General features: G+C 62.9%; 31 protein-coding genes and 2 tRNA genes. 19 read left to right on the top strand and 14 right to left on the bottom strand.

From position 1 onward, the window contains the following. Positions 1-127: 127 nt before the first annotated feature. Positions 128-868 carry an outer membrane protein gene (locus ACFE72_RS03955; protein ID WP_375411756.1) on the bottom strand — a complete coding sequence of 247 codons (741 nt, stop codon included), beginning with the start codon at positions 866-868 and terminating at the stop codon, positions 128-130. Between the two features lie 373 nt (positions 869-1,241). On the opposite strand from ACFE72_RS03955, the gene ACFE72_RS03950 reads away from it, so the two are divergent. Next, complete coding sequence (locus ACFE72_RS03950) at positions 1,242-1,820, top strand: hypothetical protein (RefSeq protein WP_375411755.1); 579 nt, start codon at positions 1,242-1,244, stop codon at positions 1,818-1,820. A gap of 82 nt (positions 1,821-1,902) precedes the next feature. On the opposite strand, the gene ACFE72_RS03945 is transcribed toward ACFE72_RS03950, so the two are convergent. Together ACFE72_RS03945 and ACFE72_RS03940 are read right to left on the bottom strand one after the other, a co-directional pair. After that, positions 1,903-1,977: transfer RNA gene (locus tag ACFE72_RS03945), tRNA-Thr, on the bottom strand. Between the two features lie 122 nt (positions 1,978-2,099). After that, on the bottom strand, positions 2,100-2,540 hold the full coding sequence (locus ACFE72_RS03940) for a nuclear transport factor 2 family protein (protein ID WP_375411754.1): 441 nt from the start codon (positions 2,538-2,540) through the stop codon (positions 2,100-2,102). Between the two features lie 35 nt (positions 2,541-2,575). On the opposite strand from ACFE72_RS03940, the gene ACFE72_RS03935 reads away from it, so the two are divergent. The 4 genes from ACFE72_RS03935 to ACFE72_RS03920 all read left to right on the top strand — a co-directional run bounded on the left by ACFE72_RS03935 (position 2,576) and on the right by ACFE72_RS03920 (position 5,650). Then, positions 2,576-2,749 (top strand): hypothetical protein, encoded by a 174-nt coding sequence (locus ACFE72_RS03935; protein WP_375411753.1) that lies wholly within the window; start codon positions 2,576-2,578, stop codon positions 2,747-2,749. Between the two features lie 82 nt (positions 2,750-2,831). After that, positions 2,832-4,490: an FAD-dependent oxidoreductase gene (locus ACFE72_RS03930; protein ID WP_375411869.1), complete on the top strand. Its 1,659-nt coding sequence runs from the start codon at positions 2,832-2,834 to the stop codon at positions 4,488-4,490. A 435-nt stretch (positions 4,491-4,925) separates the two neighbouring features. Next, entirely contained in the window at positions 4,926-5,438 is a 513-nt protein-coding gene (locus tag ACFE72_RS03925) for a hypothetical protein (RefSeq protein ID WP_375411752.1), read from the top strand. Between the two features lie 2 nt (positions 5,439-5,440). Continuing rightward, positions 5,441-5,650, top strand: a complete 210-nt coding sequence (locus ACFE72_RS03920; protein WP_375411751.1) for a hypothetical protein — start codon at positions 5,441-5,443, stop codon at positions 5,648-5,650. A 13-nt stretch (positions 5,651-5,663) separates the two neighbouring features. Here the strand turns inward: ACFE72_RS03920 and ACFE72_RS03915 are convergent, their stop codons facing one another. Next, a complete protein-coding gene (locus tag ACFE72_RS03915; RefSeq protein ID WP_375411750.1) occupies positions 5,664-7,130 on the bottom strand; it encodes an ankyrin repeat domain-containing protein in 1,467 nt (488 codons plus the stop codon). Between the two features lie 324 nt (positions 7,131-7,454). Between ACFE72_RS03915 and murA the strand changes: the two genes are divergently transcribed. The 10 genes from murA (at position 7,455) to ACFE72_RS03865 (ending at position 14,725) form a co-directional block, all read left to right on the top strand. Then, a complete protein-coding gene (gene murA / locus ACFE72_RS03910; protein ID WP_375411749.1) occupies positions 7,455-8,744 on the top strand; it encodes a UDP-N-acetylglucosamine 1-carboxyvinyltransferase in 1,290 nt (429 codons plus the stop codon). Between the two features lie 17 nt (positions 8,745-8,761). Then, positions 8,762-9,208, top strand: coding sequence for a DUF2948 family protein (locus ACFE72_RS03905; RefSeq protein WP_375411748.1), 447 nt, complete (start codon positions 8,762-8,764; stop codon positions 9,206-9,208). A gap of 228 nt (positions 9,209-9,436) precedes the next feature. Further along, positions 9,437-10,732: a histidinol dehydrogenase gene (gene hisD / locus ACFE72_RS03900; RefSeq protein WP_375411747.1), complete on the top strand. Its 1,296-nt coding sequence runs from the start codon at positions 9,437-9,439 to the stop codon at positions 10,730-10,732. Further along, positions 10,729-11,223, top strand: a complete 495-nt coding sequence (locus ACFE72_RS03895) for a UPF0262 family protein (protein WP_375411746.1) — start codon at positions 10,729-10,731, stop codon at positions 11,221-11,223. The genes hisD and ACFE72_RS03895 overlap by 4 nt, the downstream gene beginning before the upstream one ends. Positions 11,224-11,298: 75 nt before the next feature. Then, a complete protein-coding gene (locus ACFE72_RS03890; RefSeq protein WP_375411745.1) occupies positions 11,299-11,766 on the top strand; it encodes a low molecular weight phosphatase family protein in 468 nt (155 codons plus the stop codon). Positions 11,767-12,268: 502 nt separating this feature from the next. Continuing rightward, on the top strand, positions 12,269-12,892 hold the full coding sequence (locus ACFE72_RS03885) for a Maf-like protein (RefSeq protein ID WP_375411744.1): 624 nt from the start codon (positions 12,269-12,271) through the stop codon (positions 12,890-12,892). Beyond that, positions 12,882-13,070, top strand: a complete 189-nt coding sequence (yacG, locus tag ACFE72_RS03880; protein ID WP_375411743.1) for a DNA gyrase inhibitor YacG — start codon at positions 12,882-12,884, stop codon at positions 13,068-13,070. The genes ACFE72_RS03885 and yacG overlap by 11 nt, the downstream gene beginning before the upstream one ends. 56 nt (positions 13,071-13,126) lie before the next feature. Then, positions 13,127-13,303 (top strand): hypothetical protein, encoded by a 177-nt coding sequence (locus ACFE72_RS03875; protein WP_375411742.1) that lies wholly within the window; start codon positions 13,127-13,129, stop codon positions 13,301-13,303. A 110-nt stretch (positions 13,304-13,413) separates the two neighbouring features. After that, positions 13,414-13,489: transfer RNA gene (locus tag ACFE72_RS03870), tRNA-Phe, on the top strand. 459 nt (positions 13,490-13,948) lie between these two features. Continuing rightward, positions 13,949-14,725, top strand: coding sequence for a hypothetical protein (locus ACFE72_RS03865; RefSeq protein ID WP_375411741.1), 777 nt, complete (start codon positions 13,949-13,951; stop codon positions 14,723-14,725). Here ACFE72_RS03865 and ACFE72_RS03860 read toward each other — a convergent pair. Then, positions 14,722-16,401, bottom strand: a complete 1,680-nt coding sequence (locus ACFE72_RS03860; protein ID WP_375411740.1) for a class I SAM-dependent DNA methyltransferase — start codon at positions 16,399-16,401, stop codon at positions 14,722-14,724. The genes ACFE72_RS03865 and ACFE72_RS03860 overlap by 4 nt on opposite strands. A gap of 158 nt (positions 16,402-16,559) precedes the next feature. On the opposite strand from ACFE72_RS03860, the gene ACFE72_RS03855 reads away from it, so the two are divergent. After that, the gene (locus ACFE72_RS03855) at positions 16,560-16,934 is read left to right on the top strand and encodes a hypothetical protein (protein WP_375411739.1); all 375 of its coding nucleotides are present in this window, start codon (positions 16,560-16,562) and stop codon (positions 16,932-16,934) included. 124 nt (positions 16,935-17,058) lie between these two features. Here the strand turns inward: ACFE72_RS03855 and ACFE72_RS03850 are convergent, their stop codons facing one another. Beyond that, complete coding sequence (locus ACFE72_RS03850; RefSeq protein ID WP_375411738.1) at positions 17,059-17,685, bottom strand: TetR/AcrR family transcriptional regulator; 627 nt, start codon at positions 17,683-17,685, stop codon at positions 17,059-17,061. A gap of 513 nt (positions 17,686-18,198) precedes the next feature. On the opposite strand from ACFE72_RS03850, the gene ACFE72_RS03845 reads away from it, so the two are divergent. The 3 genes from ACFE72_RS03845 (at position 18,199) to ACFE72_RS03835 (ending at position 19,331) form a co-directional block, all read left to right on the top strand. Then, complete coding sequence (locus tag ACFE72_RS03845; RefSeq protein WP_375411737.1) at positions 18,199-18,441, top strand: hypothetical protein; 243 nt, start codon at positions 18,199-18,201, stop codon at positions 18,439-18,441. Between the two features lie 105 nt (positions 18,442-18,546). Then, positions 18,547-18,972, top strand: a complete 426-nt coding sequence (locus ACFE72_RS03840) for a DUF1330 domain-containing protein (RefSeq protein ID WP_375411736.1) — start codon at positions 18,547-18,549, stop codon at positions 18,970-18,972. 152 nt (positions 18,973-19,124) lie between these two features. Beyond that, the gene (locus ACFE72_RS03835; protein ID WP_375411735.1) at positions 19,125-19,331 is read left to right on the top strand and encodes a helix-turn-helix transcriptional regulator; all 207 of its coding nucleotides are present in this window, start codon (positions 19,125-19,127) and stop codon (positions 19,329-19,331) included. Positions 19,332-19,449: 118 nt separating this feature from the next. Here ACFE72_RS03835 and ACFE72_RS03830 read toward each other — a convergent pair whose 3' ends face one another. From ACFE72_RS03830 to ACFE72_RS03795, 8 genes are all read right to left on the bottom strand, one after another. Next, complete coding sequence (locus tag ACFE72_RS03830; RefSeq protein ID WP_375411734.1) at positions 19,450-19,593, bottom strand: hypothetical protein; 144 nt, start codon at positions 19,591-19,593, stop codon at positions 19,450-19,452. After that, positions 19,590-20,756, bottom strand: a complete 1,167-nt coding sequence (locus ACFE72_RS03825) for an MFS transporter (RefSeq protein ID WP_375411733.1) — start codon at positions 20,754-20,756, stop codon at positions 19,590-19,592. Before ACFE72_RS03825 ends, ACFE72_RS03830 begins: the two co-directional genes overlap by 4 nt. Positions 20,757-20,879: 123 nt before the next feature. After that, complete coding sequence (locus ACFE72_RS03820) at positions 20,880-21,812, bottom strand: diiron oxygenase (RefSeq protein ID WP_375411732.1); 933 nt, start codon at positions 21,810-21,812, stop codon at positions 20,880-20,882. Between the two features lie 11 nt (positions 21,813-21,823). Continuing rightward, complete coding sequence (locus ACFE72_RS03815) at positions 21,824-22,804, bottom strand: alpha/beta fold hydrolase (RefSeq protein WP_375411731.1); 981 nt, start codon at positions 22,802-22,804, stop codon at positions 21,824-21,826. Continuing rightward, entirely contained in the window at positions 22,804-23,706 is a 903-nt protein-coding gene (locus ACFE72_RS03810) for a beta-ketoacyl synthase N-terminal-like domain-containing protein (RefSeq protein WP_375411730.1), read from the bottom strand. Before ACFE72_RS03810 ends, ACFE72_RS03815 begins: the two co-directional genes overlap by 1 nt. Next, positions 23,703-24,878 (bottom strand): beta-ketoacyl synthase N-terminal-like domain-containing protein, encoded by a 1,176-nt coding sequence (locus tag ACFE72_RS03805; protein ID WP_375411729.1) that lies wholly within the window; start codon positions 24,876-24,878, stop codon positions 23,703-23,705. Before ACFE72_RS03805 ends, ACFE72_RS03810 begins: the two co-directional genes overlap by 4 nt. Next, positions 24,875-25,144 (bottom strand): acyl carrier protein, encoded by a 270-nt coding sequence (locus ACFE72_RS03800; protein WP_375411728.1) that lies wholly within the window; start codon positions 25,142-25,144, stop codon positions 24,875-24,877. Before ACFE72_RS03800 ends, ACFE72_RS03805 begins: the two co-directional genes overlap by 4 nt. 4 nt (positions 25,145-25,148) lie before the next feature. Next, positions 25,149-26,519 (bottom strand): MFS transporter, encoded by a 1,371-nt coding sequence (locus ACFE72_RS03795; RefSeq protein WP_375411727.1) that lies wholly within the window; start codon positions 26,517-26,519, stop codon positions 25,149-25,151. Between the last annotated feature and the right edge of the window lie 409 nt (positions 26,520-26,928).

Raw genomic sequence — 26,928 nt, 5'->3', positions numbered from 1 at the left:
GTGCGCGGAACAGCAACCATGGACCGTGCTTAACGGAGTGCTAACGGGATTTCGCGGGTGCAGGCGGCGGCGAAATGAAAAGGCCGGCGCGAGGCCGGCCTTCCATTCGTCAAACGTGAGACGCGGATCAGTACTTCGCGACCACGGGGCCACCGCCGAAATTGAAGCGGTAGTTGATGCCCGCCTTCACAGTGTGCTCGTCGTTGCGGAACGAGCCGAATGCGACCAGCGGAGCCGGCGTGGCAAACCGGCTGTTGCCGAAGTCGTAGTATTGATACTCGATCTTGCCCGACCAATTCTGGGCGAACATGTATTCGAGGCCGCCGCCGACCGTCCAGCCGTCCCGATGGCTGTGGTCGAAGGTGAACGCCACGGGGGCGCCGGCGAAGATCAGCGTGTCGTTGGTATCCGCCCAGGCATAGCCGCCCTTCACGTAGAGCAGGCCCGGACCCCAGGTGTAGCCGAGGCGGCCGGTCGCCGAACCGATGGCGCGCTGATTGTTGTTGTAGAGGAAACCAGCGCCCGCGCCCGTGAAGGCTACCGCGTTGTTGTTGTTGTTGTTGGCGAGCCAGCTGTACTGGCCTTCGACACCGAGCACCCAGTTGGGCGCGAACTGATAGTCGGCACCGCCCTGCACGCCACCGAGGAAGCGGCCATCGTTGCCGTTGTTGGCGAGCCCGGCGAAGCTGTTATCACCGGCGAAAGCGCCGCCGACGTGGCCGCCGATGTAGAAGCCGGTCCAGTTGTAGATCGGCGCCGCGTAGGCCGGAGCCTTGGTGTAGGGGCGTGCCGCCAGATCGGCTGCAAGTGCTGGCGCCGTTGCGCCGAGAGCAACGAGGGCCACAGTACCGAGTAGAAACTTCTTCATTAGGTTGTTCTCCAGACAGTCGTTTGATTTCTTCAGATGCGCCGCATATCGGCGTCGTCCATGGCGTGCACTTAGACAGCTTTTGCGTAAAATACTGTCACCGATAGGTCACAGAGGGGGAGTTCCGCCCGATTCAAATAGCATCGATTTTTACGTACTTAATTAAGCCTTAATGAGTTCTAAATGGCGCCTTAATTTTTCGCGGCTGCATGTATGGGAATACCGCACAACGATTATTTAGTTCGAACTTTTTGTCTGACTAATTTTCGGCAATCGTTTTTTTGGGGTGCGGCGGCTGGGGGCTTTCTGACTTGGAACAAAGCCGATCCGCTGCTCGTTTGGATACGGACTAGTTAGAAGGAGAGCTGCTACGATGTCCAGGTTTTCCATGATGTTGATTGCGGCATTGCTGCTCGCGCCGGCGGCGGCCGATGCCCAGAGCGGCGGATCGGGCGGAGGCGGTGCGGGCGGAGGCGGCGCCGGCGGAGCGTCGGCCGGTGGCGCGTCGGCCGGTGGCGCGGCAAGCGGTCCATCGGCGGGGACCGGAAGCGCGGCGGGATCGCCGAACGCCGGCGCTGCGGGGGCGGGGACGGCTGCAGTCAGCGGCGTTCCCAGCGGACCGGCGAATGTCGGCGGACTTAACAATTCAGGCAACGATCCGAGCGGCGCAGGCAACCCGGCGAAGACCCCCGGCGCCGGGACCAACAGCTTAGGCACCGCAAACTCGTCAGGTTCGGCAGGCGGCGCCGCAGGTTCGGCAGGCGGCGCCGCAGGTTCGGCAGGCGGCATCGGCTCCGGCAATTCGACCACCACGGGCGCCGCCGGTGCGCAGCCGGGAGGACGGATCGACGGAACGGTTACCCAGGGACCGCAAATGCAGGGCGATGCGGCCATCCGGGCTGAGGATCAGGTCGTAGACAAGAAAATCAAAAGTATCTGCAGAGGATGCTAGACGCAAAAAATGCGGCAGCACGGCACCGGCTGCCGCATCAACGCGTTTCGCTCGTCGCGGCAGAAAATGCACGCAAGAGAAATGGTGCTGCCAGACAGGATTGAACTGTCGACCTCTCCATTACCAATGGAGTGCTCTACCACTGAGCTACGGCAGCATGCGCCGAACATGGCAATCGGCAAGAAGCCTTCCCGCGGGCGTCGCCGATCCTTGCCATAAGGCCCCGGCGCGCGCAAGCGCGCGGTAGCGCCGCATGGCCGCACGAAAGGCGTGCTTAAATCAGCGCGGAGCGGCTGCCTTCAGCCGCATCAATTCGGGACCGATCCGGCGGCCCATTTCATCGCCCAGCGCCTGCAACGCCTTGATCGGCCTGACCATCACCTCGAATTCGATCATTTCGCCCAGCGCGTTGAATCCGATCAGATCGATGCCTTTGAGCTGCCATTTGCCGATCGTGGCGCTGAATTCCAGCGCGGCATCATGAGGGCCGGCGATGAACTGGCGGTGATAGCGGAAATTCTCGAAAATCTGCACCACGGTCGTCAGCACCAGCAGGGTTGCCGCGCGTCCGAGGATCGGCGATTGCACGAACGGCGAGCGAAACACCATATGCTCGGCGAGCAGTGGCCGCAGCAGGTCCGGATTGCCGGTGGCGACGAACGCATGCCAGCCGGCCAGGGTCTGCTGCGGCAATGCTGCCAGTGACAAAACTTCGCCCATCACGGTGCCCCCCGGATCAACTACAAGGGTCGACGATGAACGATGAGCCGGACAAACGCGAGCGCAAAATCCCGCCGCAAGATCCAAGACAGGATCGGCTGAAGCGGGCATTGCGCGAAAATCTGAAGCGGCGAAAATCGCAGGCCAGAGGGCGGGCCACCGTCGGTATTGACGATGAGATGTCGTCCGTCGGGGACGGGAAGGAATGACATGGACGAACAGGCTGAGCGCGCTAAAGCGGCCGGCCCTGAGAACGGCATCGGGACCGGGATCAGGGGCGGCGCGGCGGCGATGTTTCCACGTCATGAGCAGACCTTCCCGGCGCTGACCGAGGCGGAGATCGCGCGCATGCGCCGGTTCGGCGACCTGCGCCGCTACAGGCACGGCGACAAACTGTTCGAGACCGGCAAGCCGGGGCCGGGCATGTTCGTGATTCTCTCCGGCCACGTTACCATCACCCAGCGCGACGGTCTTGGCCATGTCACCCCGGTGATCGACCAGGGACCGGGGCAATTCATGGCCGAACTCGGCCAGCTCTCGGGGCGGATAGCGCTGGTCGATGGTACCGCGGAAGGCGATGTCGAAACCCTGCTACTCGCGCCGGAGCGGTTGCGCGCGCTGCTGGTTGCGGAAGCCGATCTCGGCGAGCGCATCATGCGCGCGCTGATCCTGCGCCGCGTCAGCCTGATCCAGGGCGGCGTCGGCGGCCCGGTGCTGATCGGTTCGCCGGGTTCGCCTGACCTTATCCGGCTGCAGGGATTCCTCACCCGCAACGGCTATCCGCATCACCTGCTGGATCCGGCGTCCGACAAGGACGCCGCCGACGTCGTGGCGCGCTATTCGCCGGAGCCTGGGGATCTGCCGCTGGTGGTGATCCCGGACGGCACGGTGCTCGGCAACCCGTCGGTATCCCTGGTTGCGCGCGCCATGGGGATGCTCGGCAGTCTTGCCGACGACAAGGTGTATGATGTCGCCATCGTCGGCTGCGGCCCGGCCGGCCTGTCCACGGCGGTCTACGCGGCGTCCGAGGGGCTGGCGGTCGCGGTATGCGACGCCCGCGCCTTCGGCGGCCAGGCCGGCGCCAGCGCCCGCATCGAAAATTACCTTGGTTTTCCGACCGGTATCTCCGGAATGGCGTTGACGGCGCGCGCCTATAACCAGGCGCAGAAGTTCGGCGCGGATATCATGATTCCAGTCGAGGTGCACGCGCTGGATTGTTCGCGCGACGACGGCGCGTTCGGCCTGGAGCTCGACCATGGCGGGGTGCTGCGCGCCAGATCCGTGGTGGTGGCGAGCGGCGCGCGCTACCGCCGTCCCGCGATCGACAACCTCGAACGGTTCGAAGGTCGCGGCGTCTGGTACTGGGCCTCGCCGATCGAGGCGAGGCTGTGCGTGGAGCAGGAGATCGTGCTGGTCGGCGGCGGCAACTCCGCGGGCCAGGCGGCGGTGTTTCTGGCCGGCCACGCCCGCCGGGTCCATATGGTGATCCGCGGCGGCGGCCTTGGCGCCAGCATGTCGCGTTATCTGATCGAGCGCATCGAGGCCACGTCGAACATCGAACTCGTGTTCAATACCGAGGTGATCGGGCTCGAAGGCGCGGAGGACGCATCGCTGGCGCGCGTCCGCCTGCGCAGCCGCCTGTCCGCCGATGAGAGCACCATGGAAATCCGCAACCTGTTTCTGTTCGTCGGCGCCGACCCGGCCACCGGCTGGCTCGACGGCTGCGGCGTGACGGTGGACCGCGGCGGGTTTGTCGTGACCGGCGCGCCGTGCAAGAAAGGTGACGGCCAAGCCGTCTCGGCGCTGGAAACCTCGGTGCCCGGCGTGTTCGCGGTCGGCGACGTCCGCTCCGGATCGGTCAAGCGCGTCGGCGGCGCGATCGGCGAGGGCGCCCAGGTGGTCGCGGCGCTGCACGGTTTTCTCGGTGACACCGCGCGGCCCGCGCGTTGAGCATCGTTGCAAAAGCGAGCTCCGGTGATACCAAAAATCGGCTGACAGCCCAACTACTTAGCGTGCCTGCCCCAGGATTGCCCCATGCCGGATAACCGCTTGCGGCGAACCGGCGGCAAGCCAAGGCGAAACCGTGGCAAATCCGGCCTTTCGGAGCTGATCCGCGATCGGGCGCAGGCACTTAACCCGCTTGCGGCGACATCGTGATAGGCCAAGGGCAAACTGGCGGCAGCGCCGCAGCCGCCGGACATCATGCGGCGGCATCCGGTTTTTAACGCGGCCGAAGGATGGCGCGAGCCACCGGCCCGCCGCCGCGGATGCCATCAAATCGCGAAAATTAATCCGCAAAGAAACCGCGCTGCGGTAATGTTCCGTCTGAACAGCCGCCCGCTTGCGGAGCGTCGTCGCATTCGATTTTGCTTGGGGGAGCATATCATGGTTTCAGGTCTGAGCCTTTCGACGTTCGTCCTTCTCCATGTGATAATCAGCCTGATCGGGATCGCGGCCGGCCTGGTCGTGATGATCGGAATATTGGGCTCGCGCCGGATGCCGGGCTGGACCGCGGCTTTCCTGTTGTTCACGATTCTGACCAACGCCAGCGGCTTCCTGATTCCGCCGCTGCTGTTTGAAAAGCTGCTGCCCTCGCACCTGATCGGCCTGGTCTCGCTGCTGCTGCTGGCGATCGCGTGCTTTGCACGCTACGGCCGCAAGCTTTCCGGCCCGTGGCGCTGGATCTACGCCTTGACGGCGCTGGTTTCGCTCTACCTCAACGTATTCGTGCTGGTGATCCAGAGCTTCCTTAAATTGCCGGCGCTGCATGCGCTGGCGTCGAGCGTGCCGCCCAGTGAACCGCCCTTCGCCATCCTCCAGGGAATCGTGCTGATGTTCTTCGTGATCGTGATCATCGGCGCCATCCGGCGGTTTCGGCCGCAGCCGACATTTGCCTGAGCATGAACGTCATCCTGTTCGGCGCCACCCGAACGATCGGCCAGGGCGTGCTGCGCGAATGCCTGCTCGACACCGGCGTGGATAGCGTGCTCGCGGTCGGCCGCGGCGACGGCGCTGGCGAGACTGAACCCGCGCATGACGTTCATCTACGTCACCGGACGCGGCACCGATTCCGCCGACGCGCCGCGGCTGCCCGCCTGTCGCTTTGCTGATGCGGGCTGCGTCTCACCGCAAGCCGCCTTTGCCGCGGATCAGCTCCGCCATCTCGTCGCGGCCGAAGAACTCGGCCCAGCCCAATGCCGTCGCGTGGTGCATGCCGTCGCGAATGTTCGGATCGGCTCCGGCATCGAGCAGAAGCCGGACGATCTCGATGGCTCCGCTTTCGATGGCCATGTGAAGTGCGGTGTGATTGATGTCCCACATCGGCCGCCTGGCGTTGACGTCGACGCCATGCGCAAGCAGCCAGCGGATCGCGGCCAGGTTGCGCTTGTGGACGGCAACATGCAACGCCATGGTATTGCTGCCGCCGGGACCGATCCGGGAGGGATCGTCGCGCAACATGGCCTCGGCCTCGGCGTAACGGCCGGTGTTCAGCAGCGTCAGCAGGTCGGGTTTTAGCCCGGCTGCCGAAAGTGCCGCGACGATGCGCGCGTCCGCGCCTGTCTCCGCCGCCGTCGTCAATGCGGTTGCGCCGGTCGCATCGCGGGCGTTCGGGTCGGCGCCGAGTTCGAGCAGCAGCTGCACGATGCTCGGCCGGTTTTTCCGCACCGCATGGTGCAGCGGCGTGCAGCGGTGCTGGTTGCGGGTCATCCGGGCGGACAGCAGCGAGCGGTCTTCGGCGATCATGGCGCGCAGCTCGCCGGCGCGATCGAGCGCTATCGCCGTCCACAGGTTGAGCTTCGCGCCCTGGGCGAGCAGATAATCGGCGGCCTCCCGGCGCACATCGCCGAAGCAGGTCGCCCATCCGAGCACGCCGACGCCGTGGTCGTCGCCGTTGCCGTGGATATCGGCGCCGGCCTCGACCAGCAGCCGGATCGTCTCCATGTCGCCGTGCAGCGCCGCGAAATGCAGCGGCGCGGCGTTGTCGGGAAATTCGCGGCGGTCGAGGTCGGCGCCGCGCTTGATCAACAGGCGGATGGCGGCATGCTGGTTGCGCAGGACCGCCAGATGCAGCGCCGTGGCCTTTTCGAATCCGCCGCCGAGGGCGTCGATCCATTCGGAATGTGCGTCGAGACCGGCGCGGAGCGTATCCAGATCGCCGGACTGCGCGGCCCGCATGATGGACTGGATCGCCTGCATCTCGTCATCGGGGCGGGTCTTGCCGCCCTGGATCGTACGGGTCAGTACTTCGATCGCCTCATGCCGCAGCTCCTTGGCGATCTGATGAACGGTGCGGCCGTCGGTGTCGGGGGTGGCGGGATCGAAGCCTGACGCAAAGGCGCGGCGGACCGCCTCGACGTCACCGGAGCGTGCGGCGTCGAAGACGGAAGCGCGGTCGCGAAATGCCGGCGTGATGCGCTCGACATGCGACTTCAGCGCGCGCCAGCTTTTGAACCCGTAGTCACGGGCGAGCGCGAGCTGGGCCTCGTGCAGCTTGGCCTCCGGCCGCCCGGCGCGCAGTCCAACGAGCCGCTGTCGGGCGGTTTTCTTGAGCCAATCAAGATTGGGAATCGCGGGCAGAGCCTGCGGCATGGCAAACCTTCTTTCCAAAAGCCCGATGACCGCGATTCGGGCGAGAAAGAAGGAGATGTCAGCGACGCAATGGAGGCGGGTTCAACCCTTTACGCGGTCCGTCGGTCGCCTGCTCGACCGGGCGCAACCTATCGCCGGCAATGGTGCAAGGTCAAGCGCTACACGCATGTAGCCATTCCACGAACTGGATTCCGGGTTCGCGCCGCGGCGCCGGAATGACCGGTAAACGCTCCCACCCCATCAAATCGCCGCAAATCTCGCCGCCTTTGCCATGGGGGCTTCGTCCCCCTATACTTTGTGCACAGCAAAACAACGGGAATTGGCATGGATCGGATTCGCATCGTCGGCGGCGCCAAGCTCAACGGCACCATTCCGATCTCGGGGGCGAAAAACGCGGCGCTGCCGCTGATGATCGCCGGGCTTTTGACCGACCAGACGCTGATCCTCGACAACGTGCCGCGGCTTGCCGACGTCGCCCAGTTGCAGCGCATTCTCGGCAATCACGGCGTCGATATACTGTCGGCGGGCAAACGCCCCGGCGACCATGAATACCAGGGCCAGACCCTGCATATCTCGGCAGCCGACATCATCGACACCACCGCGCCCTACGAACTGGTCTCGAAAATGCGCGCGAGCTTCTGGGTGATCGCGCCGCTTCTGGCGCGCATGCACGAGGCGAAAGTCTCGCTGCCCGGCGGCTGCGCCATCGGCACCCGCCCGGTCGACCTCCTGATCATGGCGCTGGAAAAACTCGGCGCCGAACTCACCATCGACGGCGGCTACGTGATCGCCAAGGCGCCCGGCGGCCTCACCGGCGCGCCAATCGAATTCCCGAAGGTAACGGTCAGCGGCACCCATGTCGCGCTGATGGCGGCGACGCTGGCCAAGGGCACCACGGTCATCACCAACGCCGCCTGCGAGCCAGAAATTCTCGACGTCGCGGACTGCCTCAACAAGATGGGTGCGCGCGTCTCCGGCGCGGGCACGACGCGGATCGTGGTCGAGGGCGTCGCCAGGCTCGGCGGCACGCGGCACACCGTGCTGCCGGACCGGATCGAAACCGGCACCTATGCGATGGCGGTGGCGATGACCGGCGGCGACGTGCAACTGGCCGGCGCGCGCCCGGAACTGCTGCAATCGGCGCTGGATATACTGACCGAGGCCGGCGCCACCATCACCGTCAACAACGAGGGCATCCGCGTCGCCCGCAACGGCGCCGGCCTCCGTCCGGTGAAGGTCTCGACCGCGCCGTTTCCGGGTTTTCCGACCGACCTGCAGGCGCAGTTGATGGCGCTGATGGCCTGCGCCAGGGGCTCCTCGCACATCACCGAGACCATCTTCGAAAACCGCTTCATGCATGTGCAGGAACTGGCGCGGTTCGGCGCGCGGATTTCGCTCGACGGCGAAACCGCCACCATTGACGGCATCGCCAGGCTGCGCGGCGCCCCGGTGATGGCGACCGATCTGCGCGCCTCGGTATCGCTGGTGATCGCCGGCCTTGCCGCCGAAGGCGAAACCATGGTCAACCGCATCTATCACCTCGACCGCGGCTTCGAGCGGCTGGAGGAAAAGCTCTCGGCCTGCGGCGCCACCATCGAACGCATCAGCGGCTGATGTCCCGGGATGCTGCGGTGACCGCTCGACGCAAGCTGATTGCCCTGGACGCCGACGACCTCGCGGTGATTTCCGCGCATGTGCAGGACGCGCGGGTGCAGACCTCCGACATCATCTGGCGGCAGAGCGAGAAGCGGCTGGTGATCGGCATGAACCGGCCGGACTGGGAACAGACGCTCGGCGGAGCGACCGAGCCGAGGCGGCTGATCGCGGCGCTGCGCTTCGACCGCGTGCTGTCCTGCAAGTCGCGCAACATCAAGCTGGACGCGTCGGAAACCGCGCTGGAACTGCTCGGCATCGAATTTCATCCCACCGAGCCGCCCGGCGGCAGCGCCGTGCTGATGTTCAGCCATGGCGGCGCGCTGCGGCTCGACGTCGAGTGCCTCGAATGCGAACTGGCTGACCTCGGTGCGGACGATCTGGGAACCGGCGAAGGCGCGGAATCGTCGGGGCTGGGCGCGTGATTTGCCACACACTCCGCGTCGTTCCCCGCGGAGGCGCGGACCCATAACCACCGATTTCATGGATGAAAAAGGAAGCTTGCCCGAGCAGTGCCTAAATCGCATCGGCTGGGCGTATGGGTCCCCGCCTTCGCGGCGACGACGGTGGAGCGGGGTGCGGCGGGGTTGACGGCGATTTGTCGCCGCGCCATTGCAATGAGCCGTCCACCCAGGATCCGCCGGAAAGCCGCCATGCCGATCCGCCTCGACAGCCGCAGCGCCGATTTCACCGGATGCTTCAACGCGTTTCTCGCGATGAAGCGCGAGGTATCGGCCGATATCGAGACCGCCACCCGCGCCATCGTCGATGACGTGGCGAGGCGAGGCGACGCGGCGCTGCTGGAGGCGACGCGAACGTTCGACCGGCTGGAACTGGACGCCGGGGGCCTGCGCATTACGGCCGCCGAAATCGACGCCGCGGTAAAAGCCTGCGACGGCAAGACCCTCGACGCGCTGAAATTCGCCCGCGACCGCATCGAGGTTTTCCATCGCCGGCAATTGCCGCAAGACGATCGTTTCACCGACCGGTCAGGGGTCGAACTCGGCTGGCGCTGGAGCGCGATCGAGGCGGTCGGACTTTATGTGCCGGGCGGCACCGCGGCCTATCCGTCCTCGGTGCTGATGAACGCGGTGCCGGCGGCGGTCGCCGGCGTCGCGCGCGTGGTGATGGTGGTGCCGTCTCCCGACGGCAGGCTCAATCCGCTGGTGCTGGCGGCGGCGCATCTCGGCGGCATCTGCGAGATCTATCGCGTCGGCGGCGCGCAGGCCGTCGCGGCGCTGGCTTACGGCACCGCGACCATCGCGCCGGTGGCAAAAATCGTCGGCCCCGGCAACGCCTATGTCGCCGCCGCCAAGCGGCTGGTGTTCGGCCAGGTCGGGATCGACATGATCGCAGGACCTTCCGAAGTGCTTGTCATCGCCGACCATTCCGCCAATGCCGGCTGGATCGCCGCCGACCTGCTGGCGCAGGCCGAGCACGACGCCAACGCGCAGTCGATCCTGATCACCGACGATGCGGCGCTTGCCGACGATGTCGCGCGCGCCGTGGATGCACAACTCACCACCTTGCCGCGTGCGGATATTGCGCGGGCCTCGTGGCAGGATTTCGGCGCGATCATCGTGGTGAAGAGCCTGATCGAGGCGGCGGCGCTGGCGGATGCCGTCGCCGCCGAACATCTGGAAATCATGACCGCCGATCCGGAAAGCGTCTGCGCGCGCATCCGCAATGCCGGCGCGATCTTTCTCGGGGCGCATACGCCGGAGGCGATCGGCGACTATGTCGGCGGCTCCAACCACGTGCTGCCGACGGCGCGCTCGGCGCGGTTCTCCTCGGGCCTCAGCGTGCTTGACTTCATGAAGCGGACGTCGATCCTGAAATGCGGGCCGGACCAGTTGCGATTGCTGGGACCGGCGGCAATGACGCTTGCGCAGGCCGAAGGCCTCGATGCCCATGCGCGCTCGGTCGGACTGCGCCTCAATTTGTCATGAGCAAAACGCCCTCAGCAGACGATTCGAAGAACTGCATCGTGGCGGTGACGCTCGATGAGGAATCGATCGGGCGTTCCGGGCCCGATATCGAACACGAACGCGCGATCGCGATCTATGACCTGATCGAAAAGAACCTGTTCGCCCCGGACGGCGCGGAGGAAGGGCCGTTCACGCTGCATATCGGCATTACCGGCAACCGGCTGATGTTCGACATCCGCCGCGAGGACGGCACGCCGGTGGTGGCGCATCTGTTGTCGCTGACGCCGTTCCGGCGGATCGTGAAAGACTATTTCATGATCTGCGACAGCTACTACCAGGCCATCCGCACCGCGACGCCGGACAAGATCGAGGCCATCGACATGGGCCGCCGCGGCATTCACGACGAAGGTTCACGCACGTTGCAGGAACGGCTGAAGGGCAAGGTGCGGGTCGATTTCGAAACCGCGCGCCGGTTGTTCACATTGATCTCCGTCCTGCACTGGAAGGGATAGGCGCGCGCATGATCCCGAACAGTGGATACCGGTTTTCGGCCCCGATCATGCGCCGGATGAAGCGAGCGTAGGGAAGTGGCGACGCCGCCGCGCGCGCGTACACCGCAAGCCGTGCTGTTTGCATGCGGCCAGAACGCAATCCGCTCGCCGATGGCCGAAAGCCTGTTGCGGCAGATGTTTCCGCATGCGCTGTATGTAAGGTCGGCCGGCGTCAGGAAGGGCGAACTGGATCCGTTTGCGGTGGCCGTGATGGCCGAACTCGGCCAGGATATCTCAAAGCACAAGCCGAAGACCTTCGAGGACCTGGACGATTGGGAGGGCCTCAACTTCGACCTGATCATCACGCTGGCTCCGGAAGCGCACCACAAGGCGCTCGAATTGACCCGCACCGTCGCCGCCGATGTCGAATATTGGCCGACCCGCGATCCAACCGGAATCGAGGGCAACCGCGAGCAGAAGCTGGAAGCCTACCGCGAAGTCTGCGACGGACTTTTGCTGCGCATCCGCAAGCGCTTTGCGAAGGGGGGCGCGGCGAGCGGGTAGCGTTGAGGGGCAGGCCCGGACTCGACATTCGTCATGCGCGGGCCTGACCCGCATGACTCGACGCTCGTCATGGCCGGGCGGCCATCCGCGTCTTTGCGCCACATCAGAAAGAAAGACGTGGATGCCCGGCACAAGGCCGGGCATGACGGCGCGGTCTACGTCAGGCCCGGCACAAGGGCCGGGCAGCGCGTGCTCGTCATGCCCTGCACAAGGCCGGGCAACGTGTTCTGCGTCATGGCCGGGCTCGTCCCGGCCATCCACGTCTTGCTCCACATCAGAAAGAAAGACGTGGATGCCCGGCACAAGGTCGGGCATGACGGCGAGATGTGTAATCCAGCAGGGTCAGGCCCGGCCATGACGCTTCGGTGTTCGGGACGGCCCGGGATCTGCGGTGTAAGCGGCGCCGCATCGCGCCGGGGACGACAGCGGTGTTGTCTCACCTGATCCCTTCCGATAGGTTCCGCGCGCATCTTCCCCAGCCGTCCCGAATCGTAAATCCCGCATGCTAGGCCGTCCCAAACTCGTTCTCGCTTCCGGTTCGCCGCGCCGCCTCAGCCTGCTCAACCAGGCCGGCATCGAGCCCGACGCGTTGCGTCCCGCCGACGTCGACGAGATGCCCAAGCGCGGTGAGCTGCCGCGCGCCTGCGCCAATCGCCTGGCGCGGGCCAAGGCCGATGCCGCGCTCAAATCGGTGCAGCTCGATGACGAGTTGCGCGGCGCCTTCGTTCTCGCCGCAGACACCGTGGTGGCGGTCGGCCGCCGCATCCTGCCCAAGGCCAATCTGGTCGATGAAGCGTCGCAATGCCTGCGGCTGTTGTCGGGGCGCAACCATCGCGTCTACACCGCGATCTGCCTGGTGACGCCGAAGGAGGCGTTCCGGCAGCGCCTGATCGAAACCCGCGTGCGTTTCAAGCGGCTCAGTGAAGACGACATCCAGGCCTATATCGGAAGCGGCGAATGGCGCGGCAAGGCCGGCGGTTATGCGGTGCAGGGCATCGCCGGCTCGTTCGTGGTCAAGATGGTCGGCTCCTACAGCAACGTCGTCGGCCTGCCGCTGTACGAATCGATGTCGCTGCTCGGCGGCGAAGGCTTTCCGATCCGGTTCGGCTGGTTGAATGCCAGCTAAGCCGCCAGACGACGCCAGGCCCGGCACGGCAAAGCCGTGCCCGATTTGCGGCAAGCCCGCCACCGAGGCCTCGAAGCCGTTCTGTTCCGAACGCTGCCGCGACGTCGACCTGAACCGCTGGCTGTCGGATTCCTACAAGATTCCCGCAGCCAGGGACGACGACGAAGACGCCGAGTGAACGGCCGTCCCCCGCGAAGGCGGGGACCCCCGCACTCCGTCGCAGCGATCCTGCGGGTGCGTGCGGCAGCCATCTCAGGCGGCCACATCCGTGCCCCGGTCAAGTCGCGGTTCGAGGAACTCGGCGCCAATCCGAAAGGCTCGACGCCGGCGGAACTGGCCGCCTTCCTGAAAGCGGAGATCGCCAAATGGGGCTTGGTGATCCGCGAGGCGAAGATCAGGGGCGAGAACTGAAGTTTTGCGTCATTGCGAGCAGAGCGCAGTCCGGAGGCGCGGCGCGGGTGGACAGGTCCGCCCACTCTGATTATAACCCGGCGCTCGCGGGCCCTTGGCGGCCCTGCGGCGCCCAGGTAGCTCAGTTGGTAGAGCATGCGACTGAAAATCGCAGTGTCGGTGGTTCGATCCCGCCCCTGGGCACCATTGCCCTTCCGCATAGTTTTGCATCGCGCCGCATAGCTTAAATCTTTCAGAGGTTTGCGAGGCGGAGTTGTTCGTTCCATACCACCAACCATTGAGCAGCTTCGCCCCGAACTCCTCCAAAGTGCCGGGATGCGCAGCCTCAATGGATTTGAGGCTCTCAGCGAGAAGTTCCTTTAGTGAGCCGCATTCGATACGGTTTCCCTGCAACTCAATCCAGTAACTTCCCGATCGACGGCTTGCGCGCGCGAACGCGTATCAGCAGGCAATTCCGGAAGGGGCGCCTTGGCTTCTGAATATGGGCCAATTTTCTCTCAGGAAAGATGCTTTCTTATAAGATAGAACAAGAGTCAGCGCCCTTTTTAGCGATTCGACTCGTGGCCCGCTTCCCCATACGACTCGTGCTTGGATGCGATTCGACGCATTGCAGCGTGGGGCGAAGTTTTGGCTGGACTACGACCAATGCCGAAGGTGACGGTTGACCCCGCACTTTTGAAGGACTGGGGCAAGAAATGGCGTGGCACCGTCGGCACGCCCAGCGCTGCAGGTCTCCCGCGGATGAAGGTCGCGGATCGCTTCGACAAAAAGCAAGGAATGGACTTCGGCTATGTCGTCGATGCTGCCTTCGGTAAAGCGCTCGCCGAAATGCTGGGTGGTATCGATGTGATGAAGCCGGACGATAATTCGCTTCTGCCTCCTCACAAAGACTGCGTTGAAGTCGGCAAAGTGCGCATCGTCGGCGGCATTCGTCCTCAGAACTACGATGCAGCATACCGGCCGGACGGCCCGCGCGTAGTCTACGACAGCAAAACTCTAAACGATCGACAGAGCATCGCCAAAAATTGGCAGAACATGATCAATGATCTGGCAACGGAAGCATCGACTGTTCATACCCGATTCCCTTATTGCCTCGTTTGCTTCATTATTTTGCTGCCGCGACCGGCTCTCCAGAAACCGCAAGAGCAAGCGATCATCCGGACACTCGAACGGCTTGGCTCCCGCGACGACGAATTGGATCAGCCGCATCTCGCGGAAGCTATTTCTATGGTTATTTGGGACCCAGACACCGGTGCAATTGATCCAAACTTCCCGCCGCAGGATTCGATCCTTCGACTCGAGCGAATGTCGGAGCGGGTCTACCCACGATATCTGGACCGTTATAAGAACTTGCCGCCTCACGAGGTGATGGAAGCGGAAGACGAAGCCGAACCGGACGAAGAGGGCTCGGGGATCCTTTAGACTTTCAAGCTGTCGGGTGAAGTCTTCCTTCGGCCCATGCGTCGATCGCGCATTTTGAACCAAATATCCCGAAGCGTTTTGCAGTCGCTTGCCGAGAGGCCCATGTGTTCGCGGAGCACGGTACGCGCATTCTCTTCAAGAACATGATCGAGCTTGTCCGCACGGATAAGCCGATCGGCTTCTGCGACTGGTAACGCTCCATTCAGTTTAGCCGGAACGAGCAGTCGCTCAGCCTCCGTCGGCTCCAACTCCAACACGCCACCGCCGTACGAACGCCCCTCAATTTCTGCAGAAGCGGCAGTCATCCACGTGTACGTGTTGGCGATGACGCGCTCAGGCTCGCCATGCTTAGCCTTCATTCGATGAATGGTGTCCGTTGATGTCGCCCCGCAGCTGTTCAGGACGATACGCGGGAAATTATAAATCTGGCGAAACATGAAGGCGTCGGGCGTCCAGACGCTCGGCACCCTATACCAAGGATCGCGGATCGAGCATTTGTAGCCACGGTGGAAGTCCTGGTCCTCACCTTGCTTAATATAGTCACGAAGCGCGGTGCTCAGATTTCGAGCTGCGGCCGGAGAGATATTCAACAGATGCACACGATCGTTGGCAGCGGCGAGTGTTTCCCACTCAGGCTTAGCGAGCGTCGAGCCTCGCAGTTGCGATGAACGAGAGACAAGTGGGGACGTGTACTTTCCGAGCTTTAGCGCTTGAACTTGCGACATAGTCAGCACGAAGAACTCGTTGCGGCCTGTCACAACACCAACGTCGATGCTCGCGTGCGACGACATGACCGTGGTGTTTTCGCTATCGCGCAGCTCGCGCATGAATGCAATTTCGCGCGCGCTGAGAAAATATTTCAGCCACTTCTCGGTATCGTACCGGAGTGTCTTCGGTTCGGCCGCACGAAGCAGTGCCGCCGGACTTCGCTGGGTGATTTCTGCAAGCGTGTCACAAACCGTCATAGTAACGCGACAATCGTTGCTTTCAGACGGCTCGCACGCCCCGTCGGCCAGCAGCAGCACGACTTCCTGCTCCGCGTCGAAGAACAACTGGTTACAAGTCACGATGTCCAGGCGATGAAAACGATCAGCCAGGAACTTCCGCAACTGAGCAGCGTACGTCACCTGTAGAATTTCGGCTGGAAGAATAAGCGCTAGGCGCCCGCCCTTCTTCAAGCGCGCCGCTGCAGCTACGACGAACGGCACCCAGATATTTGTGAGACGGTTCGGCGACAACCCGAGTGACTGCATAATCTCCATCGCAAGCGTGCGATGAGGTTCTGGAAATGATTGGTATCGGATGAAAGGGGGATTGCCGACGACGGCGTCGAATTGACCGTCATTAGCCTTCCACCACGCGAAAAAGTCGCCCGGCTGCACGACCCGCGCGGCGGAGACGCCAAGCTTAGTGCGCAGCATGTTTGCGGACGCTTCAGCTTCGGACGGAGTTATCTCTACGCCCGTCAGCCTCGACGCTATCGACTTCTTCGGAGTGTTGAGTTCTGCAAATCGATCGGCGGCCGCCGTCAGGAAGGCGCCCGCGCCGCAGCTCGGTTCAAGGACTACATCGGACGGTGACCGGATAGCCCATTGGCAAAGCCATCGAGCTACGTCCGGCGAGGTGTAGTACCCGCCGCGCAATTTCTGCGCTGACTCATTCTTCTTGGTGCTCAAAACGTCCCCGCAGACCCGAAGCACTATGTCGCCGGCAGTAGAATCCACATGCCGACGTTCGTCGAGAGTTCCGAAAATTTCGCTGTGGAGCCAGTTCAAATAGCGTGGATTGCCCTCGGTTCGCTTATGTTCTCAATTTGTTCGCATGTCAATCCGGGTTGCCGAACGCGCCGGCAAGGCCCCGCGACTGGATTGCGACGTTCCTCGACCGTGCGATCGACCTAGGCCGCGAGAAAATCCGCGACCACGTGGAGCGGTTTGGCGTGACACCGGCGGACAGCAACGTCGACGAATACGACGAGTACCGGCGGATGCGAGAATATTTGCCGGTCATCGTTTTGATGCCGGAATGCGGAATCCAACCGCTGTTCACCGAGGCAGCCCGCCCTTCATCGGGTAGAAAGCTGGGCAGCTCAGCCGTAAAGCCCCGCTATTTGACCAAAAACCGATGCAAATTCAACGAGGAAAGCGATGACGCGCCCGGGCACCACGATCCCGCCCCTGGGCGCCATTCCATCGCGATGGACCGATAACCGGCGCCCGCAGGGCGGGTTAGGCGCAGCCGTAACGCGCCGCAAGGCGGGCGCAGCGAGGGTGGCGGATTACGCTTGCGCCAATCCGCCCTGTGCGCCCGGATGCTGTGACCGGCCGTGACCGTCACGACGCCGAGCGAAGCGGGATCGGCTCGATTTCGGCGGTGCGGTCGACGGTTTGCAACGCCGCAGTCACCAACCGGTAGGCGGCGTCACCGGCCGTCTCCATATAGGATGGATCCTTATGCAGAAGGACGACGGAAAAGGATCCGTCGAGCAGAAGGATGACCTGGCGGGCAAGCCGTGTCGCGTCGAAGATCCGGGCCTGTTCGTATTGCTGCTGCAGCCAGCCCTCGAACCGCTTTTTGTGGTTGGCACCGACTTTCAGCGCCGGATGGCCGGGCAGATTGGCGAGCTCCGCGGAGGTCCGCAGAAATCCGCAGCCTTTCCACTTCGCATGGCAGGCCGATTGCGCCAGATTGAGAAAAATGCCGCGCGTCTTCGCCGCAATGTCGCCGCGCGTTTCATCGAACCAGCGCTGCATCAAGGCGCGGCTGGGCTGATCCTTGGCTTCGAGATAAGCGACGATCAGATCGTCCTTGCTCGAAAAGTGATAATACAGCGTCCGCTTTGTTACCCCTGCCTTCGCGGCAATGGCATCGACCGTTACGGCGCCGATGCCTTCCGCATAGAACAACTTCAATGCCGCCGATATCAGGCGGTCACGCGTGGTGATTTTCTCTTGGATCATGACATCAGACCTTACCTGATAAGTGTAGAACGAGAAAAAGAAGCGTCAAGCGTATCCGCTGCAGAGAAGCCCAAGCTTGACGGCAATTTGGCGACGCCCGCATCGGCCAGCCCAACCCCGCCTATGCGATTGATCGACGCACCCATGAAGCCCCGTCGCGATCGTGTTGCTGCGGTATATCGATGCCGCGGCATTGTAGCAGAAGCAACCGGCATGCGGTGCGATATATCGATTGCGGCGCGAACTGCTCGGCAAAGGCGAGGACCATGCCAAGGTCCAAAAATTGCCGTTATTGTTGATCGAAGTTGATACGATAAGTCAAACATCAAAATCATGACGCTTGTCTCCGACGAGCTCCAAGTCTTGAGGTCGAGTACGACCGCAGACCGCAGATCACTCTTTCAACCGCAAGACGCTGCAAAACAGCGATACGATTCCGTGGAGCGGGATGCCTCCGCAAGAAGGTATACCGTATAGTAAGTTTACAACTACGAAGAGTGTAGCGGATAGTCAATGCGTTATTTTGCGAGTGCCGCGCTGCCGTTTCAAGAAATTACCGCCCTTTTTTTTAAAATGCTTCTCGATGCGTGGCAGGTCGGAACGGAGGCTGTGATGCGTGAAGGGCAATTCTGGATCAATGACGAACAAGAGGCGATGATTGAACCTCACCGTTCGACAAACCAGGCAAGACCAGAATTGACGATCCGCGGTTCGGCGGCATCCAGCACACGCTGCACCACCTGCCGGAGGTTATGAGTATCTCGGTCCCGGTACGCCGGTGAATGTCCAAATCGCCACTCTGTTCGTCGTTGGATCGATCGAGTCGGCATCCTCGCGCTTAATGGAAGGTTTTTCTGCATCATGACTTCTGCCCATACGACTTTCTCCAAGGAGACGTTCGAAGCATTCCGGTCAAACAATCGCGCCGGTCCGGTTCAGCTTCTCAATCTGATCAAACTTCGTGACAAGGCAGTCTATGCGGACGGCCAGCAACGCAGTGGCCGCGAGGCCTACGCGTCCTATGGCACGATCAGCGCTCCGGTATTAGCCGCCGCGGGCGGACGCATCGTCTGGCGGGGCAACTGGGAACTCTGCATGATCGGACCGTCTTCCGAACAATGGGATGTCTGCTTTATCGCGGAATATCCGTCGGCCGCCGCGTTCGCCGACATGCTCAAGAATCCGGTCTATCGCGAAGCGATGGTTCATAGGCTGGCAGCCGTCGAAGACTCCAGACTGATCCGCTTCGCGTCCGCGCCCGCGGGTTCGATGTTTCACGGAAGTTAGCTCGCCCTCGCCCCTGATCTCGCGCCGCACAGGAGATGTCAGTTATGAGACGACCATAGGGCTTTAGTCAAAGCGATCGCTGCCGGTTACCAATCGCTGGCAGCGTGTGTCCGCTGTAATGATAACCAGGTGTAACTGCGGTGAGGTAAGCCATGATCAATCGGCTCACGTTGCGCGAGATGGAAGTGTTGAGGTGGACTGCGTTCGGAAAGACGTCAAAGGAAACATCGGAGATCCTCAACATATCGATCAATACCGTCAACTTCCATATCAAGAACATGATGTCGAAGCTCGGTACGGTGAATCGGGCGTCGACTGTCGCCTCGGCGATCAAGACCGGCCTTCTGGAAATGCAGTGAAGCGCGCGCTTGCGTCCGAGGCGGGTGGCGCTGCCGCAACGGCGGCAACGCAGCCGGCATGCCGGCCCGGCTGAATGTCACGGATGCGCTGCCGCGACCTCGTCCCGCCTGGCGCGGCTCAGTTGCAGAAGTTCGCGCTGCTGGCGAAGGTAAGCACAAAAACCGGATCGAGGTAGCTTAGAAACGCCAGTGCGGTCGCGATCAGCACCACGGCGAGGCTCGCACCGGCAATGATCCCGTCCATGTGCGCCAGACGATTCATGTCGGCACGGCCTCCAGACTGCGCTCGCGAACCACCGCCTTGTCGTTGACCGGCAGGTGCAGCAGCCCGGCGATGACGCCGAGCAGGATCGACAGCCACCAGATCTGCGAATACGACTTGGTCGCGTCGAACACGGCGCCGGCAAGCCAGATTCCGAGGAACGCGCCGATCTGGTGGCCGAGGAAAACGAAACCGAACAGCGTCGTGACATATCGCGCCCCGAAAATCTGCCCGACCAGCCCGCTGGTCAACGGCACGGTTCCCAACCACAAGAAGCCCATGGTGGCTGCAAACAGGTAGGCGGTCAGCGGGCTCAGCGGCACCAGCAGGAACAGAACCATCGCAGCCGCTCTTGCGAAATAGATGAACGACAAAAGATATTTTCGCCGAAACACCGATCCGCCGAGGTAACCGAAGACAAACGTACCCGCCACATTGGCCAGCGAGATCAGTGCGATTGCGGCGCCGCTCACATGCAGATCCATGCCCTGGTCGATCAGGTAGCTCGGCAGGTGGCCTGCGATGAAAGCGAGCTGGAAGCCGCAGGCCAAAAAACCGAGGTTGAGTAGCCAGAACGAGCTGTTCCTGAATGCATCCGCTATCGATCGTCCCATCGATTTTTCACTGGCTTCGACCGGCGCCAGTGCGGCCCGGGTCCGCATGAACCAGGCCAGCGGGCACAAAGCGAGAAATATCACGCACAGGATGACGAAGGTCCGGCTCCAGGCAAACTCATCGAGCAGGAACTGGATCAGCGGTACCACGAGAAACTGCACCAGGCCGCCGAGCGCCCCGACCGCGCCGATCGCCCACGGGCGGTGATCCGGCGGGACGATCTTGCCGACGGCGCCGTAAATGACGGCAAATGCCGTACCGGAAAGTCCGACGCCGACCAGCAGCCCGCTGCTCAACGTAAATTCGGATACCGCATGGGAATTGGCCATCGCAACGAGGCCGAGCGCATAGACGACGACTCCGACAAGGATCACCCGCGCCGAATCGAAGCGGTCGGCGAATATGCCGGCGAGCGGTTGGGTGATGCCCCACACCAGGTTCTGGACGGCGAATGCAAATCCCAATGATTCGCGCGACCAACCGAGATCGATCGCCATGGGAAGCATAAACAACCCCTGGGATTGTCGTATCCCCAGGGAAAGGCCCATGATCATGCCGCCGGAAAGAACAAGAAGACCCCACCGACTTAAGACGCCACCGTTCCGGATCATCGGTTTGATCTCCCTATAACTGTCCCGACGACAATCTGACGCTTCATTCGCAGCCGTAATCTACTGGAAGTTGAAGGCGATGTCATCCTTGATACCCAGCTCGTCGAACAGCCGCCGCAGCGTAGTGTAGTCGCGCTTCAGGACCATTCCGCGCGTGGAGCTTTCTTGCCGTCGCAAAATATCGTCGCGGCGCGGGATGTCGAGATGTTCGAGGATCGACGCCCAGTAGCCGAGGTCCGGGGTCGTAAAATCATGCAGCGCCTGCGCGACGTAATGACGAAAGCTTTTCTGCTGGTCGGCGGACATCCTGCGATACACCGATCCCACGATCTCGCTGAAACCGATGCCGTGCGCGGCCTCGTCCTTGCGGTGCATGTCGGTGTTGATCCGATGCAGCGGCTGAATCGTCATGTCGAATGCAACCGCGTCGAGATAGGCGTTGATCGACATCTCCGCCACCGACGCATAGGCGAGCTGCGCAACCCGCGCATTGTCGGCGGAGCTCGACGAGCGGACCAGCTCCTTCAGTCGCACGCCGAGCTCAGGTTCGGGAAAGACGTAGTCCAGCAGTCCGTGACGAAGCCGGGCCACGTGGCAGATATCCAGACACATCAGAATATGGAACTGCTCGTCGACCTGGATCTGCGCGACGACCTGCTTGATCCGCGCGCCTCCGACACCCGGAAGTTCGCCGCGGAACAGGATCCCGCAGGCCGGCTGGACGATGGCTTCCTCCAGATAAATGGCCTTTTCGTTGTATGCGATCCAGGCGGTCGCCAGCAGACGCGACTTGATCTCCGGGCTAAGGCCGACGAAATCCTCGTCCTCCCAGAACGGCACCAGGGCAGCCGGGAAATCCGGTATCGAGGCATCGTAATGCTGGCCGAGGTCGAGACGCTCCTTGCGAACAGCAACCCGCTGGTCCCAGCTCTTGCCAAGCGTGGTGAGTACGTTTCGGGTCAGTTCCACATCGGTGGTGATGTTGCTGTACATGGCGAACTCCTCTATCGATTCAGTGCCGGTTGTGCCCCGTCCTGCGACGTCGGGCGCTTCTCCACGGTTCGATTGCCGAGAATGAAATCCGCCACAAGCCTGTGAAGCGCATTCGACGTGTAGATCCCGAAATGACCGGCGTCGTTCAACTGCTCATACCGGCTGCCAGCCACCGCGGCCGCGAAGGCTTTGGCCGTATCGGCGTGAATGAGGTCGTCGTCGTTGCAATGAATGACCAGGGTCGCAGCCTTCAGGGAAGACAAACGCTCGAGCGATGCCTGTTCGAGACACGCCGCCTGCATCCGCGCGTAGAGATAGGTGCTCTCCGCGCTCAGGAACGGAAGGTTGTTGAGCTGGTGCAGTTCCGCATGCACTCCGTCCGGCTGCGAGTCCTGCGATTCTTGAAGGAGTTGCTGGATCAGCGCGGCCTGGCGAAGTCCTGACGCGGCGACGCTGCGCCAGATCGGCAGCATCGTGCGCTGATAATCGGTTTGTTCCTGCGCCGTCGGCAGCTCGATCGATGGACTGACCACGCAGAGCTTCGAGGTCGAAAGCAGACCGTGGGTCAATCCGTAAGTTGCGACATTCACGCCGGAGCAATAGCTCACGACCGCATCGGCCTTGCATCCCATGCCGGCCAGAACATCCGCGGCATCCTCGGCATGACGCGCAATGGTCAGGTCATCGTTCAATTCCACATTCGACGCGTCGGGCAGACCGCGGGTTTCCCAGGCCACGACGTGATGGGTCGGCGCCAGATGCCGGGCCAGCGCGGCGAGAAACAGAACGGACATGCCGAGCGCATTCACCAGCAGAACAGTAGGCTGCGCGCGATCACCCGCCTCGAATACCGTAAGAGGCCGGCCGTCCCGCGCCTTCACGGTCGAACGTTCAAAGATCGCTCCGTCGCGGACGAGCTGCGCATTCCGGTGGGAGGGCGGCAGATACGAAAAGCATGCCGCTTTCGGCGCGCCTTGGGTGTGTTCGATCATCACGCTTCTCCGGCATCGCCAGAACTGGAGCCAGAGCTGCCAGGGATATCGACGACCAGACAAACGGGCCGCAACCCGTCACCTTCGACGATGAATGCATGCAGCCCGCTCTCGCCATGGGCGGTCAGCGCCTCGACCAGCCGGATCGGGCAGGTAGCGGCAAGGTACTCGTTCCCGCAAAGGCCGGGAGAGAGTATGTGGCGGGTCGGCGGCGAAGAGGTCGCCGTTCGCGACACGGCGCGGATAGCGGAGTCGATCAGCGCGTCATGGTCGGGATGGGCGGATTCGCCGTACGACCAGCCGACGACCGTCGCCAGATGATCCGCGCCATCGGTGCGGTTGGCCAACAGCAACAGGCCGATGCCAGCCAGTATCGTGCCGGTATGGCTCAGCGAAGGCGCGTTTCTCAGGCGGGCGACCTCGCCGCCGGTGGGGATGTCGAAGCCGCCCGCCAGCATGCAGTGCGCTCGGCCGGCGCGCAGGATCCGGCAGGCCATGATGATCGCGTCCAAACCAGCCTGGTATCCGAGCAGGGTAAGGTTCGGGCCGCGCAACCCTGCCATCGACGCCACCGCTCCGGTCGTCGAATTGGGCAGCCCGGTCGCATACCAGGAAGCCGACACGTCGGCGATCCCGGTGGCGTGCGCGGTCTGGAGGCAGCGTTCGGCGACGTCGTTGGCGCCGCACAAGGTACCGAGACTCAAACCGATGATGTCGTCGGCGGGGCGCTCGATGCCGGCGAGGCAGCGCCGCGTCGCCTCCACCACCAGCCGCGCCTGCGTCGACAGCACGCCGACCTTCGGCGAGCGCCGTTCGGCGCACAGGATCCATTCGCCGACCGCGCCGTCGGATTCAGACCTGAGCGCGACCGAGCGCTGGATGGCGAATCCCGGATGGGTCATTGCACCCTCGATGCGAAAGCTTCGTCACCGACAATGATGACGCAGTTGTTGCCGCCAAAGCCGAATGCGTTGATCATCAGACAACGCTGCTCGATCGGTCTGGTTCGCGATGTGATGTCGATTACGCCCAACAGCGGATCGGCTTCATCCACACCGGCGGTTCCGGGCATCATGCCGTGCTGCAGACTCAGGATCGCGGCCAGCAACGCCGATGCTCCGGCGCCGGCCTGCGAGTGCCCGATCGCTCCCTTGAGCGACATCAGGGGCGGCAAACGCGATGCGCCGAAGACGAGCCGGAGCGCCTCGACCTCGATGCTGTCGTTGGTCGGGGTCCCGGTGCCGTGGGCGATGATTCCCCCGATCTGCTCGGGCGAGACCCCGCTCATGGTCAGGGCGTCCTGCATCGCGCGCGAAATTCCCGACACGTTCGGCGCCGTGGGATGCCCGGCGTCGCAACTGATGCCATAGCCGAGAACGACGGCGCGTATCGGCGCCGCGCGCTGATGCGCCTGCGCCAGAGGCTCCAGACAAAAACAGGCGCCCCCCTCGGAGAGCACGACGCCCTTGCGGTCCGCGGAAAACGGCCGGCAGGCTTCCCGTGTCGCGACCCTCAGGGAATTGAAGCCGCATATGGTGTATTCGAGCAGGACGTCCAGGCCGCCGGCAATCATGGCATTGGCCTCGCCGGCGTCGAGTATCTCCGCGGCCATGGCCGGCGCGACCAAACCGGAGGAGCACGCCGTGGACAGCGCGGCGGTGGGCCCGGACCACTGATTCCCGTTCCCCGGAATAAGCCCCGAATCGACCCTTGCATTCGACCTGTTGGAAAGCCGCGGTTGCATGGCGTTCTCGACGGATTCGGCGCCGGCGGTCGTCGATGCAACGATACAACCGATGCGGAACTCGGGGTCGGCCGGTAACGCCGCACTCGCCCGGGCGCCGTCAACCAGGAACGCGGCCATCGCCGAAGCCCGGGCTTCCTCGGCCTCCGTTATCTGCCGCCAAGTATCCTCCGGAATGGAAATGACATTGTTGACTGGATAGATATCCAGTTGCCGCCGCGGCCAGGCGCTGCGGCGATCCACGCCGTCCACGAGGCTGGTCCAGAACGCATCGGCCGTCGTTCCATTGGGCGACACGACGCCGAAACCTGTGACTGCGATCGGCGTCATTGCGATTTCTCACGGACGAGTTGCTGGACGGCCTCGACCAGGCCCTTGGCGGTGAGGTTCTTCATGATCGTGGGCTGGAACAGAATGTCGTAACGGCGTTCGATGCGCGTGATCAGATCGATCAGCTCAATCGACGTTATTCCGGATTTCACAAGCGGTTGCTCGGCATCGATCACGACGGCGTCCATGTGCGGCATGCCCGCGATCATCTCGTGGATTTCGCTGCCGACGGCGCTGTGATGATTTTCTTGAATTGACGCTTCCATGTCTTCACGCTCCACGATCCGCCTCGAGCGTCGGCAAACGCCAGGCACAGTAAATTGCCGTCACGGCGGCGGCGGCGATGACGGATGCCACCGCAGTCATCGCCGCGATGGACATAGCGGGAGTTGGCTGCACCGACGATATTGCCAGATACAGACTTCCCAGCACTGCCGTGCCGCTGACGATGGCGAATTGGGAGGAACTCGTAACCAGCCCGCTGAGCGAGGGCACCAGTGCCGGTGAAATCGCCGACGTCATCCGGTGAACGCTGGTGCCGAAGCTGAGGCCGTGTCCGCTGCCTGCGAAGAACAGCAGAAGCGGTATCAGGACGGGATCCCAGTGGCGCGTCGACGTGATGACCGCGAGCAGGACGCTCGCCGTCGCCAGCACCGCCAGCGCCGTAGCCGGGGCGCGGCGCAGCAGCGGAGTCGGCAATCGCGACCAGGTCAGGTTCGAGATGCCGAAACCGAGTGCATAGGCAGTGAACACCAACCCGGAAGTAAAGGCGGTCAGGCCCAATCCGGACTGAAGATACAGCGCAACGGTAAAGAGCCACCCGCCATAGCCGAAAAATCCGATCAGGACGACCAGAAGGCCAGGCCGGATTCCTTTGGTCAGCAACGCGGCGGGATCGACAAGCGGACTGCCTCCCTGTTCCGCGCGTCTTACTTCATATCGCCAGAAGCCGTAGAGCCCTGCCACCCCGCAACACAGCAGAAGCAGCGACCAGACGGGCCAGTCCAGTTCGCGCCCGAATGTCAGCGGCAAGAGGATCGAGAGCGCGACAGCAGCAATAATGACCACGCCGGCGACGTCGAACTTCCGCGATCGGACCTGGCCAAATTCCGGAACCAGTATCGGCGACAGCGCCAGCAGCGCAATGCCGATGGGAACATTTATGAGAAATGCCGGGCGCCAGCCGAAGCCCCCAACATCCATGCTCACGACGACGCCGCCGAAAAACTGTCCGACTGCGGCGCCCAGCCCCAGGATCATGGAGTAAAGGCCGATTGCACGGGATTTTTCGCGGCCCTTGTAGCAGAGCTGGATCAGCGAAAGCACCTGCGGGACCAGCAGCGCCGCTCCGATGCCTTGCATGATGCGGCCCGCGACCAGGACTTCGACGGACCGAGCTGCTCCACATACCAATGAGGAGGTGGAGAAAATCGTCACCCCGATAATGAAGAGGCGGCGGTAGCCGAAATGATCGCCCAACCGCGCCCCGGTAATCAGAAGCGTGGCGTAGGCGAGACCATATCCGGCGACGGTCAGTTGCAGCAATGCCCCCGATATTCCGAGGTCGGCCTTTAACGTCGGCGCCGCGACATTGACAATCGCGGTATCCATTGCCGCGATGGCCTGTCCGATAAGAAGCACGGGCAACATCCATCCAGATGCCCTGACGGAACTGGGGATGGCCGGGGCGGCAAGAGGAGCGGCAAGAAAAGAGGCAGGCCGATCGTCTTTGGAAATATCCGACATATCGGTTCCTGCTGGCTCAAGCACGTTTGCCCCGCAGCAACATTGCGCTCGCCACGGTGCGCAGCAACTATGAAAACAGGTAGGGCAGCGATCATTCCGGATGCGGAAGGAACTCAACCGGCGCGTGTCGCGTACATACAGCTACGAGAATTGGTAGTTGCTGTCGTCAACCAAGTAAGGCTCGATAGCCGTCCTGAACAGTACGATCAAAATTGCCGGGTTGCCGGGGAACGCCGGCGACGGCAATGCGCGGGTGTCTAAACCGCTCAAGGTGCACCCAGGAAACGAATAACCAGAAATCGAC

Origin of the sequence: uncultured Bradyrhizobium sp. (genome assembly GCF_964252615.1) — a bacterium.
Taxonomy (GTDB): Bacteria; Pseudomonadota; Alphaproteobacteria; order Rhizobiales; family Xanthobacteraceae; genus Bradyrhizobium.
This window is presented reverse-complemented; position numbering and strand designations above follow the sequence as displayed.